The 13,369-nt window shown below is 75.1% G+C and carries 15 protein-coding genes and 1 riboswitch; of the genes, 9 read left to right on the plus strand and 6 right to left on the minus strand.

The genetic code is table 11. From position 1 onward, the window contains the following. The first annotated feature begins 31 nt into the window (after positions 1 to 31). The 4 genes from LPU43_RS22305 (at position 32) to LPU43_RS22320 (ending at position 3,915) form a co-directional block, all read left to right on the plus strand. Positions 32 to 814 (plus strand): helix-turn-helix domain-containing protein, encoded by a 783-nt coding sequence (locus LPU43_RS22305; RefSeq protein WP_229402454.1) that lies wholly within the window; start codon positions 32 to 34, stop codon positions 812 to 814. Continuing rightward, the gene (locus tag LPU43_RS22310) at positions 811 to 993 is read left to right on the plus strand and encodes a DUF397 domain-containing protein (RefSeq protein WP_229402455.1); all 183 of its coding nucleotides are present in this window, start codon (positions 811 to 813) and stop codon (positions 991 to 993) included. Before LPU43_RS22305 ends, LPU43_RS22310 begins: the two co-directional genes overlap by 4 nt. Before the next feature lie 872 nt (positions 994 to 1,865). Then, positions 1,866 to 2,477, plus strand: coding sequence for a TIGR03086 family metal-binding protein (locus LPU43_RS22315; RefSeq protein WP_229402456.1), 612 nt, complete (start codon positions 1,866 to 1,868; stop codon positions 2,475 to 2,477). Between the two features lie 121 nt (positions 2,478 to 2,598). Next, on the plus strand, positions 2,599 to 3,915 hold the full coding sequence (locus LPU43_RS22320; RefSeq protein WP_229402457.1) for an acyltransferase family protein: 1,317 nt from the start codon (positions 2,599 to 2,601) through the stop codon (positions 3,913 to 3,915). Here the strand turns inward: LPU43_RS22320 and LPU43_RS22325 are convergent. After that, the gene (locus LPU43_RS22325; protein ID WP_229402458.1) at positions 3,902 to 4,720 is read right to left on the minus strand and encodes a DUF4097 family beta strand repeat-containing protein; all 819 of its coding nucleotides are present in this window, start codon (positions 4,718 to 4,720) and stop codon (positions 3,902 to 3,904) included. The two genes, LPU43_RS22320 and LPU43_RS22325, sit on opposite strands and share 14 nt — an antisense overlap. 100 nt (positions 4,721 to 4,820) lie before the next feature. Here LPU43_RS22325 and recO point away from each other — a divergent pair, with 100 nt between their 5' ends. The 3 genes from recO (at position 4,821) to LPU43_RS22340 (ending at position 6,720) form a co-directional block, all read left to right on the plus strand. Continuing rightward, positions 4,821 to 5,636, plus strand: coding sequence for a DNA repair protein RecO (recO, locus tag LPU43_RS22330; RefSeq protein ID WP_229402459.1), 816 nt, complete (start codon positions 4,821 to 4,823; stop codon positions 5,634 to 5,636). 8 nt (positions 5,637 to 5,644) lie between these two features. Continuing rightward, entirely contained in the window at positions 5,645 to 6,463 is an 819-nt protein-coding gene (locus tag LPU43_RS22335; protein WP_229402604.1) for an isoprenyl transferase, read from the plus strand. A 71-nt stretch (positions 6,464 to 6,534) separates the two neighbouring features. Continuing rightward, a complete protein-coding gene (locus tag LPU43_RS22340; RefSeq protein WP_229402460.1) occupies positions 6,535 to 6,720 on the plus strand; it encodes a hypothetical protein in 186 nt (61 codons plus the stop codon). A 180-nt stretch (positions 6,721 to 6,900) separates the two neighbouring features. Here the strand turns inward: LPU43_RS22340 and gnd are convergent, their stop codons facing one another. Beyond that, positions 6,901 to 8,331: an NADP-dependent phosphogluconate dehydrogenase gene (gnd, locus tag LPU43_RS22345; protein WP_229402461.1), complete on the minus strand. Its 1,431-nt coding sequence runs from the start codon at positions 8,329 to 8,331 to the stop codon at positions 6,901 to 6,903. An 80-nt stretch (positions 8,332 to 8,411) separates the two neighbouring features. After that, positions 8,412 to 8,708, minus strand: a complete 297-nt coding sequence (locus LPU43_RS22350) for an MTH1187 family thiamine-binding protein (RefSeq protein ID WP_229402462.1) — start codon at positions 8,706 to 8,708, stop codon at positions 8,412 to 8,414. 277 nt (positions 8,709 to 8,985) lie between these two features. Here LPU43_RS22350 and LPU43_RS22355 point away from each other — a divergent pair, with 277 nt between their 5' ends. Beyond that, the gene (locus tag LPU43_RS22355) at positions 8,986 to 9,273 is read left to right on the plus strand and encodes a hypothetical protein (RefSeq protein WP_229402463.1); all 288 of its coding nucleotides are present in this window, start codon (positions 8,986 to 8,988) and stop codon (positions 9,271 to 9,273) included. A gap of 115 nt (positions 9,274 to 9,388) precedes the next feature. On the opposite strand, the gene LPU43_RS22360 is transcribed toward LPU43_RS22355, so the two are convergent. Genes LPU43_RS22360 through LPU43_RS22370 form a run of 3 tightly spaced genes read right to left on the minus strand, consistent with a single transcriptional unit; the run spans position 9,389 to position 12,234 of the window. After that, positions 9,389 to 10,189 carry an energy-coupling factor transporter transmembrane component T family protein gene (locus LPU43_RS22360; RefSeq protein WP_229402464.1) on the minus strand — a complete coding sequence of 267 codons (801 nt, stop codon included), beginning with the start codon at positions 10,187 to 10,189 and terminating at the stop codon, positions 9,389 to 9,391. Then, positions 10,186 to 11,616 carry an ABC transporter ATP-binding protein gene (locus LPU43_RS22365; RefSeq protein WP_229402465.1) on the minus strand — a complete coding sequence of 477 codons (1,431 nt, stop codon included), beginning with the start codon at positions 11,614 to 11,616 and terminating at the stop codon, positions 10,186 to 10,188. Before LPU43_RS22365 ends, LPU43_RS22360 begins: the two co-directional genes overlap by 4 nt. Positions 11,617 to 11,643: 27 nt before the next feature. Continuing rightward, positions 11,644 to 12,234, minus strand: coding sequence for an ECF transporter S component (locus LPU43_RS22370; protein ID WP_229402466.1), 591 nt, complete (start codon positions 12,232 to 12,234; stop codon positions 11,644 to 11,646). Positions 12,235 to 12,307: 73 nt separating this feature from the next. Then, positions 12,308 to 12,413: riboswitch (TPP riboswitch) on the minus strand. Between the two features lie 86 nt (positions 12,414 to 12,499). Between LPU43_RS22370 and LPU43_RS22375 the strand changes: the two genes are divergently transcribed. After that, entirely contained in the window at positions 12,500 to 13,330 is an 831-nt protein-coding gene (locus LPU43_RS22375) for an alpha/beta fold hydrolase (protein ID WP_229402467.1), read from the plus strand. The last annotated feature ends 39 nt before the right edge of the window (positions 13,331 to 13,369 follow it).

Raw genomic sequence — 13,369 nt, forward strand, 5'->3', positions numbered from 1 at the left:
CGCTCCGACCAGCGATTCCTACGCTCCGTGCATGAATCCCACACAGTTCCTCAGTCACGAGTTGCGCGCAATCCGGCAGCGGTTGGGCATGACCCAGGTCGAGTTCGCGCGGGCCATCCACTTCTCGGACTCGCACGTCTCGGCCGTCGAGACCGGGCACCGGCCGCCCCGCGCGGACTACTGCCGGCGGGTGGACGAGGTGGCCCACACGGGGCGGCTCTACCAGGGGTTGCTGCGTCTGGTCAGCCTCGACCACGCCCCGTCGTGGCTGATCCCCTGGCTGGAGTACGAGGCGCGGGCGACCGCGCTGCGCTCGTACCAGCCGCTGGTGCTCCCCGGACTGCTACAGACCGAGGAGTACGCCCGGGCGATCCTGGCGACCGGGCTGGCCTCGCCCGAGGAGCAGGCCCGGACGCTGGACCTGCGGTTGGGGCGTCCCGCGCTGGTGTTCGACCGCGACGCGCCCCCGCTGACCACCTTCGTCATCGACGAGACGGTGCTGCGCCGGGGGCCGGCCGACGTGCTACGCCCACAAATCGCGCACCTGCTGGCCATGAGCGAGCGGCCCCGCGTGCTGATCCACGTCGTGCCCGCCACGGCCGGGTTCTACCTCGGCCAGTCCGGTGCCTTCGCGCTGGCGAACCTGCCCGAATCGGAGCCGGCGGGCTACCTCGACGACCAGCTCGCGGGGCGGGTGGTGCTGGACCCGGAGCACGTTGCCGCGCTGGAGCGGACGTGGGAGGCTGTCCGGGCCGAGGCCCTGCCGCGCACCCAGTCGCGCGAGCTGATCAGGAAGCTGGTGGAGGAGCGATGACCGATCCGCGCTGGCGCAAGTCGACCCGGTCGAGCGCGAACGGCGGCGACTGCGTCGAGGTGGCCGACAACCTGCCGGGCCGGGTGCTGGTACGCGACAGCAAGGACGCCGCCGGGCCGGTGCTCGTTTTCGCCCCGTCCGACTGGCGCGCCTTCGTCTCCGCCCCACCGTCCCGCTGACCGCCGCGTGGCCACCCGGGGATGATCTTGCGCGGCGAAGTGAACAAGAACGTGACTGTGGATCTCTAGCGCCCCAGGTCAAGAAGTATGTTCCCCGCGCACGCGGGGGTGATCCGCCCCCCGGCCACGCCCCGCCGTGCCCGAAGGACTGTTCCCCGCGCACGCGGGGGTGATCCGTGTGTCGAGCGGGTGAACGTTGCGGACGGATGCTGTTCCCCGCGCACGCGGGGGTGATCCCACCTGCACCGTGTGCGGGGTGCTCCGCGCGGCCTGTTCCCCGCGCACGCGGGGGTGATCCTCAGGCGCTCTACGCGCCGCCTGCCGCGACCGGCTGTTCCCCGCGCACGCGCGGGGGTGATCCCTCATGGGCCCGGATGGCACACGTGGTGATTGCGTTGTTTCCCGCACACGCGGGGATGATTCATCCGCCCCGGGCGCGCCCATCTCGGTGCCCGTGTTTCTCGCGCACGCGGGGTGACCCCGGCAGCGGCACGGTCACGTAGGCGAGAGGTGACCACCTGACCACCACCCGCCCATCCGCAGCCCCCGGCAACATGAATCTTGGTATGAATCGGCCCCCATAGGGGCCGTTTGGTACCAAGATCTACGGCCGCCCTTCTGCATCTCTGACGAACACGCCTCGGCCGGCCGACGACGCGCCACGGTCCCGCAGGAGCGCCACCGCGAGGGTGGCCGTCGACAACGAGACTGAGAGTGTTCCCGGCGTACGCGGGGGTGACCGGCCTCGCCGGTCGTAAGGTTGGCCGCCGGCAACTGTTGCCTGCGCACGCGGAGCGTATCCCTCGACAGTCGACCTGTGGGCGCGCTCGCCGCCGTATCCTCGCCTGCAATGACTGAAGGAGTGCTGGTCGATGACGCTGGCCGACCTCAATCCCGCCGAGCGGCACCGTCGCGTCGCCGCCACGTTCACCGAGCGCGTGCGCGCCGTCGAAGCCTGGGACGTGCCCGCGCCGGTGGCCGGCTGGACGGCCCGTGACGTGGTGCGCCACCTCGTCGAGTGGTTCCCGCCGTTCCTCGCCGCCGGGGCCGGCGTCGGGCTGCCCGGCGGGCCGAGCGTGGACGACGAACCGGTGGCCGCCTGGCGGACGCAGTGCAACGGGGTGCAGGCGCTGCTGGACGATCCGGGGACCGCGCGACGGTCGCTGACCAACCCGCACATCGGCGAGTTGCCGCTGGACCGGGCGGTCGACCAGTTCTACACCCCCGACGTGTTCATGCACACCTGGGATCTGGCCCGCGCCACCGGGCAGGACGACCGGCTCGACCCGGATTTCTGCGCCGCGCTGCTGGCGGGGATGGAGCCGGCCGAGGAGATGATCCGCTCCTCCGGCCAGTACGGCCCGCGCGTGGCCGTCCCCGACGACGCCGACGCGCGACTGCGGCTGCTCGGCTTCATCGGCCGCGACCCGTTCTGGACGCCGCACCGGGGAGCCGAGCCGCAGGGCGATAATCACCCTTTGTGACGGGTATCGCCGTCTGGTGGTGGCATTTTTCACCTCTCCGCCTTGAGCGCGGGTGTTTGCCAGCTTTCTGACGGAGGGTAGGGATCGTTTGCTCCCTGCCCCCTGACATAGAAGCAGGCTGATGCGGAACCGATATCTGGACCTGCTCCGCGCCCTGGCCACCGTGCGGGTCGTGGTCTACCACGTGACCGGATGGGCGACCCTCACCCTGGTCTTCCCGGCCATGTCGGTGATGTTCGCCTTGGCCGGGTCGCTGATGGCCGCGTCGCTGGACAGGTCCGGGTCGGCGGCGGTGGGGCGTCGGCTGCGCCGCCTGCTGCCGTCGGTGTGGGTGCTGGCCGCGATCTTCGTCCCGGCGATGCTGCTCACCGGGTTGGCGCTGACGCCGGAGGTGCTGCTCTGGGCTTTCCCGGTGGCCGACCCGCCGGCCAACTACTGGGGGGCGCTCGCGCTCAGCCCGATCTGGTACCTGCGCGACTATCTCTGGTTCGTCTTCGCCTCGCCGGTCGCTCTGTGGCTGTTCCGGCGAGCCCCGTGGCCCACCCTGCTCGCGCCGTACGCCCTGCTGGGCGCCATCCAGGCCGGCATGTTGCCGAACGCGCCGACGGTGCTGCGGGAGTTCGGGCTCTACTTCGGGGCCTGGCTGCTCGGCTTCGCCCACCACGACGGCCTGCTGCGCCGCATGGCCACCCGCGTGCTGGTCCCGGTCGCTCTGGTCGTCGGCGCCGCCGGGGCGGCCTGGATCGTCACCCACCCCGGCCCGCGCGGGTACGACCTGAACGACATGCCCCTCGGCAACGCGCTCTGGTCGGCGGCGTTCATCCTGCTGGCGCTCGGCCGGGCCCCGGCGACCGCCGCCTGGGTGGACCGCGCCGCCCCGCTCGGTCGGGCGGTGACCGTGCTGAACCGGCGGGCCCTCACCGTCTACCTCTGGCACATGCCGTTCGTGGTGGCGCTCACCCCGCTGGTCGACGTCGTCGGCTGGTCCCACCAGGATCCGGTCGGCCTGGCGATCCGGGTGGCCCTCGTCTTCGCGCTGGTCGGGGTGGCCACCGCGCTGGTCGGCTGGGTCGAGGACGTGGCCGCCCGCCGCCGGCCGGAGCTGCTGCCCGGCGGCCGGCGGCGCACGGCCGCGAACGCGCCGGTGAGCCCTGCCCCGGCGGGCGGGCCCGCCACCCGACACGCCCCGGCGGGCGGGCCCGCCACCCGACACGCCCCGGCGGGCGGGCCCGCCACCCGATCCGCCCCGTCGGGCGGATCCGCCACGCGACACGCCCCGACGGGCGGACCCGTTGCCCGACCCGTCCCGACCTCCGCCGACGCGGTGCCCGCCTCGGGCCGGGCCGGCGCGGCTCCCGACCCGGCCCCCGTCGGCGCGGCCCCCGTGCCCGCGCCCCGGGTGCCGGAGGAGCACACCCTCCGGCTCAGCGTTCGCTGATCGTCACGTTCCCGCTCTCCGCGCCCACGTCCAGCAGCAGCGGGGCGCCCGGGTCGTCGGGCACCTTCACGACGGTGTCCCCCGAGCGGCTGGTGGAACGCACCCGGTACCGGCCGGCGGGCACGACCAGCGCGACGTCCCCGCTGCGGGCGTGCGCCCGCGCCGACGCCGGGGCGGAGAGCTCCACGTTGACGTCGCCCGAGTCGGCCTCGGCGTCGACCTGGCCGCCGAGGGCCCGCCCGGTGATGTCGCCGGACGCGGCCCGCAGGGTGGCGGGGCCGCGCACGTCGTCCACCTTCACCTGGCCGGAGCTGGTCTGCACGCGGACCGCCCCGGTGACCCGGCTCACCTGCACGTCACCGGAGCCGATCCGCAGGTCCACGTCCCCGACCAGGGCCAGGTCGACGTTGCCCGAGCCGCCCTCGCCGCGCACCGCCGTGCCCGGCGGGACGGTGACGTCGTACGACACCGAGCAGCGCCCGCCGCACTCCGTGTCCAGCACCAGCTCGTCGCCGAGCAGCTCGTGCCGGGCGTCGGGCTGATCGCCGTGGTAGCGCAGCACCCGCTTGACCCGCACCTGACCGGCCGGGCCGGTGCCGCGTACCGTGACGTCGCCCGCGCCCGGGCGCACGATGATCCGGGCGACGGTCGCCGACTCGGTGGTGTCGAAGTCGAGCCGGCGCATCGACAGCGGGCCGCACCCGGCGACGAGGACCAGGGCGGCGGCGGAGCCGACGGCGAGGGCGACCCGCGTCGCCCGTGGTGCGGCGGCGCGGCGGGGCGCGGCGGTGGGGTGCGAAGCCATGCCGGGCACGGTACGGATGACCCGCCCCGGCGCGCATCCGGGATCGCCGGGCGGCCACCCCGAACCGACCCTGATTTCGCACCCTGAGGAGAATGGCCGGGTGACCGGGTACCGCCGACAGCTCTACCGCGACGACGCGGTGGTGCTGCGTGTGCAGAAGCTCGGCGAGTCCGACCGGATCATCACCCTGCTGACCCGCCGGCACGGCCGGCTCCGCGCGGTGGCCCGGGGCGTCCGCCGCACGACCAGCAAGTTCGGCGCCCGGCTGGAGCCGTTCGGCCACGTCGACGTGCAGCTCGCCGGCGACCCGAAGGGCAACACCGGCAGCTCGCTGCACAGCGTCAGCCAGGTCGAGGGCATCGACCTGTACGGCAAGCGCTTCCTCGGCGACTACCCGCGCTACACGGCGGCCAGCGCCATCGCCGAGACGGCCGAGCGGCTCACCCCCGTCGAGCGGGAGCCGTCGCTGCGGCTGTTCCAGCTCACCCTCGGCGCGCTGAAGTCCCTCGCCCGGGGCGAGCACGCCACCACGCTCGTGCTCGACGCGTACCTGCTGCGGGGGATGGCCCTCGCCGGGTGGGCGCCCGCGCTGACCGCCTGCGCGGTCTGCGGCACCCCGGGGCGGCACCGCGCGTTCTCCGTGCCGGCCGGGGGAGCGGTCTGCCCGGACTGCCGGCCCCCCGGCGCGGCCCACCCCGCCCCGGCCACCGTCGAGCTGATGTCCGCGCTCACCACCGGCGACTGGGTGCTCGCCGACGCCACCGACACCGGGGTACGCCGGGAGTGCAGCGGCCTGGTCGCGGCGCACCTCCAGTGGCACCTGGAGCGCGCGCTACGCTCGCTGCCGCTGGTCGACCGGGGCAACCCGGCCCCCGGCGGCGGGGCGCAGGACGTGAGCAGGGAGAGAGCCGAGTGATCCGATCGATGAGGGCCGGCCGGCGCGAGCCGGTGCCGCCGACTCCGCACCCGTCCGGTGCCCGGCCCCCGGCGCTGCCCGCCGAGGCGGTGCCGAGGCACGTCGCCGTGGTGATGGACGGCAACGGCCGCTGGGCCAAGGAGCGCGGGCTGCCCCGCACCAGGGGCCACGAGGCGGGCGAGCACAGCCTCTTCGACACCATCGAGGGCGCCATCGAGCTGGGCATCCCCTACCTGTCGGCGTACGCGTTCTCCACGGAGAACTGGCGGCGCTCGCCGGACGAGGTCCGGTTCCTGATGGGCTTCAACCGGGACGTCATCCGCCGCCGCCGCGACCAGCTCGTCGACCTGGGCGTCCGGGTGGTCTGGTCGGGCCGGGCGGGCCGGCTGTGGAAGAGCGTCATCTCCGAGTTGCAGACCGCTGAGGAGATGTCCCGGGGCAACTCGACGCTGACCCTCCAGTTCTGCGTCAACTACGGCGGGCAGGCGGAGATCGCCGACGCCGCCGCCGCCATCGCCCGCGACGTGGCCGCCGGCCGGCTCGACCCGGACAGGATCACCGAGAAGACCGTGGCGAAGTACCTCTACCACCCGGAGATCCCCGAGGTGGACCTCTTCCTCCGCCCGTCCGGCGAGGAGCGGATCTCCAACTTCCTGCTCTGGCAGACCGCGTACGCGGAGCTGGTCTTCCTGGACACCCTCTGGCCCGACTTCGACCGCCGCCACCTGTGGTACGCCTGCGAGCTGTACGCCCGGCGGGACCGCCGCTTCGGCGGCGCGCTGCCCAACCCGATCGCCCCGTCGCCCTCGGTCGGGCCGTCGGTCTGACCGGCAGGCTTACCGGCCCGCCCGGCTGGGTACCCCCTGCGTCAACAGCCACGACACGGAGGTGAACCCACATGATTCAGAAGCGGATCGCCCAGTGGGCGGTCATGGCGGTCGCCGTGCCGCTGGCCGCTGCCGGCGCGCGCCGGATCAGCCACACCCTGGAGGCCCGACGCGGCCCCACCGGCGTCAGCCGGCTCCTCACCAAGGGCGCGGACATGCTGCGCCCGCAGAAGGCGAAGCGCCGCCGGTTCTGGTGAGCCCGTCCGGCCGCCGGTTCCGGTGAGCCGTCCGTCAGCGCCGCCCCCGTCGCGGGGGCGGCGCTGACGCGTTCCCGGGCTGCCTCGACCCTTCCCGGGGCCACCTCGACCGTTCCCGGCGTCGGCCCCGACCGTTGCCGGGTCAACCCGACCGGCGGGCCGCCCGGCCGTCGCCGGGCCTCAGCCCTCCACCTCGGAGCGGTCGCCCGCCCACAGCGTGTGGAAGCTGCCCTCCCGGTCCACCCGGCGGTAGGTGTGCGCGCCGAAGTTGTCTCGCAGCCCCTGGATCAGCGCGGCGGGCAGCCGCCGCGCGCGCAGCGCGTCGAAGTACGCCAGCGACGACGAGAACGCCGGTGTCGGCACCCCGGCGCGGGCCGCGTCGGCCACCACCCGCCGCCAGCTCGGCACGCCGTCGCTGACGGCCTCGGCGAAGTACGGCGCCACCAGCAGCGTCGGCAGCTCCGGCTCGGCGTCGTACGCCTGTCTGATCCGGTCCAGGAAGCGCGCCCGGATGATGCAGCCGCCCCGCCAGATCGTGGCCGTGCCGCCCAGGTCGATGCCCCAGTCGTACTCCCGGCTGCCGGCCCGGATCTGGTCGAAGCCCTGCGCGTACGCGACGATCTTGCTGGACAGCAGCGCGCGGCGCACGTCCTCGACGAACGTCTCCCGGTCCTCGACCCGCCATTCCTCCCCGGCGTCGCCGAACACCCGGCGGGCGGCCTCGCGCTGGCCGGCGTGCCCGGACAGCGACCGGGCGAACGTGGCCTCGGCGATGCCGGTGATCGGCACGCCCAGGTCCAGCGCGCTCTGCACCGTCCAGCGGCCGGTGCCCTTCTGCTCGGCCTGGTCGAGCACGACGTCGACGAACGGCTCGCCGGTCGCCGCGTCGGTGTGCGCCAGGACCTCGGCGGTGATCTCGATGAGGAACGACTCCAGCTCGCCGGTGTTCCACTCGCGGAAGATCTCCGCGATCTCCGCCGGGCTCGCCGACAGCCCCGCCCGCAGCAGGTCGTACGCCTCGGCGATGAGCTGCATGTCGGCGTACTCGATGCCGTTGTGCACCATCTTCACGAAGTGGCCCGCGCCGTCCGGGCCGATGTGCCGGCAGCACGGGGTGCCGTCGACCTTCGCGGCGATCCGCTCGAACATCGGGCCCAGCCGCGCGTACGACTCGGCGGAGCCGCCGGGCATGATGCTCGGCCCCCACAGCGCGCCCTCCTCGCCGCCGGAGACCCCGGTGCCGACGAAGTGCAGCCCGTGCCCGCGCAGCGCCTCCTCCCGCCGCCGGGTGTCGGCGAAGTGGGCGTTGCCGCAGTCGACGACGATGTCCCCCTCCTCCAGCAGCGGGACCAGCTCGTCGATCACCGCGTCGGTGGGCGCGCCGGCCTTCACCATCACGATCACGGCCCGGGGGCGCTCCAGCGAGGCGACGAAGTCCGCCAGGGACTCCGACGGCACGAAGGTGCCCTCGTCGCCGTGCTCGGCGACCAGGGCGCGGGTGCGCTCCGGGGACCGGTTGTGCACCGCCACGGTGAACCCGTTGCGGGCCAGGTTCCGGGCGAGGTTGCGGCCCATCACCGCCAGCCCGGTCACGCCGATCTGCGCCTGCATGTCTACCCCCGTGTAAGGAAGGGCCCCCTGTTAACGCATTTGGTATAGCAGGGTTCCCCTCTCACCCTGCCCGAATGCCGTCAGCCTTCGGCGAGGCGGGCCTCGACGCGCGCGACCTTCGCGGTGAGCCCGTCGGTGACGTCGGGGCGCACGTCGGCCTTCAGCACGACGCTCACCCGGGGCGCGCGGGCGGACACGGCGTCGACGGCCTGCTTCACCACCGCCATCACCTCGTCCCACTCGCCCTCGACGGTGGTGAACATGGCGTCGGTCCGGTTCGGCAGCCCGGACGCCCGGACCACCCGGACCGCCTCGGCGACCAGGTCGCCGACGGACTCGCCGGTGCCGAGCGGGGTGATGGAGAACGCGACCAGCATGTCGCCGATCGTGCCAGTAAATCGGCTGCGCCGCCCGGGACGGGCCGTTACCGTGGTGCCATGCGCATCTGACGCCCTTCCAACGGAACCCGACCCGCCGCCGTCGCCGCGGGTCGCACGCTCCGGGCGTCCGCATCCCGCCGCCGTCGCGCGGCGTTCCCTCGTGATCGGGCCCACCGGGGCAGCCCCGGCTCCGCGTCGGCGTATGCCGACCGTCGACAGCCGACGCCCACATCCGCTCGTCGTGCCGCCCGCACCCGTACCCGAGGAGGCCCCCTTGCCAGCCAAGCGCAGCTCCCGCAAACCCCGTACCGCGTCGCCCCGCCCGTCCACCCCGGCGACGCCGGCCCTCGACGTCACACCAAAGACGGCCCCGGACCTGCCGACGGCCCCGGACCTGTCGGCGCTCCCGGCCGCGTCGGTGCCGGTGCCTCCGGTCGTGCCGGAGGCGGCGCGGACCCCGCTCCCGCCGAAGGCCGGCCCGCCGGTCGGCGGCGCGCGGCTCACCGGCCGGGGCAACCCGCGCGCGGCGCAGTCCCGCCGCTACGCCTTCCGCCGTAGCTGACCGGCCCGGGTGGGGTCGCCACCCGGCGACCCCACCCAGGCCCGTCGGGCCTGCCGAAGGCCGACCGGGGCCGACCGGGGCCGACCGGGGCCGACCGGGGCCGGCGGAGAAAGGGTCAGCCGATCAGCGGGCGGAACGTGCCGAGCGCGACGCTGACCGCCAGCGCCCCGCCGGCCAGCGCCGCCGCCCCGGCGATCAGCGCGGCGTCGGCGGCGCCGAACCGCTGCCGTCGGGCGACGGTGCGCGGCGTGCCCGCGTCGAAGCCCCGGGCGTCCATCGCCACGGCCAGCCGGGCACCCCGCCGGATGGCCCCGACCAGCAGCGCGAACGCGGTCGAGACGAACAGCCGCAGCTTCGCCACCGGGTTGCGCCCGGCGTCCACCCCGCGCGCCCGCCGGGCCATGCTGATCATCTGCCACTCCTGGCCGAGCAGCGGCACCAGCCGGAACGCCGCCAGCGCGCCGATCGCGAACCGCGCCGGGGCCTTCGCGTTCTGGATCAGCGCGTCGGCCAGGTCGGTCGGGTCGGTGGTGGCGAAGACGATCACGCCGGGCAGCGCGACGGCCAACATACGCAGCGCCAGCCCGAGCGCGGTCGCCAGCACCCCGCTGGTGACCAGCACCGGCCCCGCCTCGACCAGTACCCGGCCGGAGCGGTCGGCGGCGAAGAGGACCAGGGTCACCACGATGCCGACGGCGCCGAGCAGCAGCGGGGCGGCCCGCCGGGCCAGCACCCCGTACCGGAGGCCGAACAGCGGCAGCACGGCCAGCTCGACGCCGAGGGCGATCGCCGGGGCCACCGGGTCCAGGGTGGCGAGCAGGACGAACGAGAAGACGAGCGCGGCGGCGACCTTCGCCACGGGGTTGCGTCGGGCCAGCGGAGCGCCGGGCGCGGCGACCGGTTCGAGGTTGATCACGCCGCCCCCACCGCCTCGCGGGTGAGGGTGACCCGCCGGTCGGCCAGCGCCGCGACGAAGTCCGGGTCGTGGGTGACGGTGACGACGCCGTGCCCGGCGTCGCGCAGCTCGGCGAAGAGGTCGACCAGCTCCAGCCAGGTCCGCCGGTCCTGGCCGAAGGTGGGCTCGTCGCAGACCAGCAGCCGGGGCGCGGTGGCCAGGGCCGTCGCCACGCTCAGCCGCCGCGCCTGCCCACCCGAGAGGGTGTACGGGTTGGCGCGCGCCAGCGCCGTGAGGCGCAGCCGCTCCAGCAGCGCGTCCACGGTCGAGCGCACCGCCGGCTCCGGCTGGCCCGTGCGGCGCGGCCCCAGGGCCAACTCGTCGAAGACGGTGCCGGTGACGAACTGGTGCTCCGGGGACTGGAAGACCGACCCGATCCGGCGGGCCAGGGCGGGCGCGCGCCAGCGGTGCGGGGGAGTGCCGGCGTCCCTGCCGGCCAGCGCCCCGGTGGCCGCCACCCGACCGCCCCCGGGCCGGAGCAGGCCGCCGAGCAGCAGCGCGAGGGTGGACTTGCCCGCCCCGTTGGGGCCGAGCACGGCGAGGGCCTCGCCGGCGCGTACCGCGAGATCGGTCGCCGCGAGGCGGGGCGGCAGGGCGACCCGGTCGGCGGTGAGCAGCGTCTCGCCCGGCGGCCCGGCAGCCCGCCGGGGCGGCACGGTCCGGCCGGGCACCCAGACCCCCTCGGCGGCGAGCGCGTCGCCGTGCGCGGCGAAGACCGCCTCCGGCGGCCCGTCGGCGCGGACCCCGCCGCCGGGCTCCAGCACCACCACCCGGTCGACCAGTGGCAGCGCCTCGGCGACCCGGTGCTCGACCAGGACCAGCGTGGTGTCGCGGCCGAGCGCGTCGACCACCGCCCGCCGGACGAGCGCCGCCCCGGCGGGGTCGAGGTTGGCGGTCGGCTCGTCGAGCAGCAGCAGCCCCGGGCGCAGGGCGAGCGCCCCGGCCAGGGCGAGTCGCTGCTGCTCGCCGCCGGAGAGGGCGGCGGTGGGCCGGTCCCGGTGGTACGGGAAGCCGACGCGGCGCAGCGCCTCGTCCACCCGGGGCCAGATCTCGTCGGCCGGCACGCCCCGGTTCTCCAGGCCGAACGCGACGTCGTCGCCGCTGCGGGCCATCACGAGCTGGGTCTGCGGGTCCTGGAAGACGATCCCGACCCGTTCCCGGTCGTCGCGGGGGTCGACCCCGTCGACCTCGACGGTGCCCTCCTGCTCGCCGGAGTCGTGCGGCAGCAGCCCGGCCAGCGCGGCCAGCAGCGTGCTCTTGCCCGCCCCCGACGGCCCCAGCAGCAGCACCCGCTCACCGGCCTCGACGCGCAGGTCCACCCCCCGCACCGCCCAGGCCCGCCGCCCGGCGTGCCGCCACCCGAAGCCCCGCACCACCACGCCACCCACGCCCAGCCCCCTTCCGCCCGCCGAGGGTCAGACCAGGGGGCGGTTCTGGGCGGCGGGGAAGCGGTCCAGGGCGCCCGTGGTGGCCAGGGCGCGGGTGAGGGCCCAGCCCCCGGCGCCGGCGATGACCGCCGCGCTGACGACGGTGAGCAGGGCGTACGGGATGCGGTAGCTCGTCAGGTCGTACTCGGTGTTCCAGACGAAGAAGTCGAACAGGGCCGCCCCGACGCCGGTGAGCGCCCCCGCGAGCACGGCGGTGGGCAGCCGGAACGAGCGGTACCGGAACGCCGCGAAGGCCAGCTCCGCGCCGAGGCCCTGGACCAGGCCCTGCGGGATCACCGTGCCGGCCCACTGGCTGCCCAGCAGGGCGGAGACGATGGCGGCGACCGTCTCGCAGTACAGGGCCGCGCCGGGCTTGCGGATCACCAGGCCGCCCACGACGGCCGGCATCAGCCAGACGCCGTAGATGAGCGTCTGCGCGGGCGGGAAGAACGCGAACAGCCCGTCGGTGGCGCTCCAGACCATGCCCCAGGCCCAGAAGATGACGCCGAAGGCGACCGCGATCACCGAGGCGACGACGATGTCGATCGTGCGCCATCGCTGGCTGTCGGTGTGGTTCATGTGATGGCTCCCAGTCCTAGGCGCGAACCAGGAGAAGACGCACGCCGCGCCCGGCAAGCCGGACGGCGGCGCGGCTGGAGGTCGACCGAACTCCCTGCGCTGGCATTACCCAGATCAGGTTCGAGGGTCTGCGGGCGGTGCCCGCACTCTCAGCGCTGTGCGCTCCCCTGTCGGATGTGAAGTTGTGTCGCCGACGCTAGCACCTGGGAAGATCGCCGGGCAAAGATGATCTCCGCCGGTCTCCGCACTGGGTAGGCTGCCGCTCATGCAGGTCGAGGCACGAGGGCTGACGTTCGAGGTGCGGGCCGGCGGGCCGGCCGAGGGCGAGACGGTGCTGCTGCTGCACGGCTTCCCGCAGCACGCGGGCGAGTGGGACGGGGTGACGCCCGCGCTGCACGCCGCCGGGCTGCGCACGTACGCGCCCGACCAGCGCGGATACTCCCCGCTGGCCCGGCCCGAGGCGGTCGGGGCGTACCGGATCCCCGAGCTGGTCGCCGACGCGGCGGCCCTGCTCGACGCGCTCGGCGTGACCGCCGCGCACGTGGTCGGCCACGACTGGGGCGCGATCGTGGCGTGGGGGCTGGCCGCCGCCCACCCGGACCGGGTGCGCACCCTGACCGCCGTGTCGGTCCCGCACCCCGCCGCCATGGCGCACGCCCTGGCCACCGACACCGAGCAGAAGGCCCGCTCGTCGTACATCGCCCTGTTCCGCAGGCCGGGCAAGGCAGAGAAGGTGCTGCTGGCGCTGCGGGCCGCCGCCCTGCGCAAGCTGCTCGGCGGGGTCGGCGACGCCACCCGGGTCGCCCGGTACGCCGACCCGATGCGCGCCCCCGGCGCGCTGACGGCCGCCCTGAACTGGTACCGGGCGATGTCGCGGGCCGACCTCGCGGCGGTCGGGCCGGTGCCGGTGCCGACCACGTTCGTCTGGAGCGACCGGGACGTCGCCATCGGCCGGGCCGCCGCCGAGGCGTGCGCCGCCCACGTCACCGGCGACTACCGCCTCGTCACGCTGGCCGGCGTCTCGCACTGGATCCCCGACGCGGCACCCGGCCCGCTGGCCGAGGCGATCCTGGCCCGTACGGGCGACGGGCGGTGACCCGCCGGTGGCGGAGGCCCCCGGCGAGCAGGTTCAACC

It is taken from the genome of Micromonospora okii (assembly GCF_020884795.1).
Classification (GTDB): Bacteria; Actinomycetota; Actinomycetes; order Mycobacteriales; family Micromonosporaceae; genus Micromonospora; species Micromonospora okii.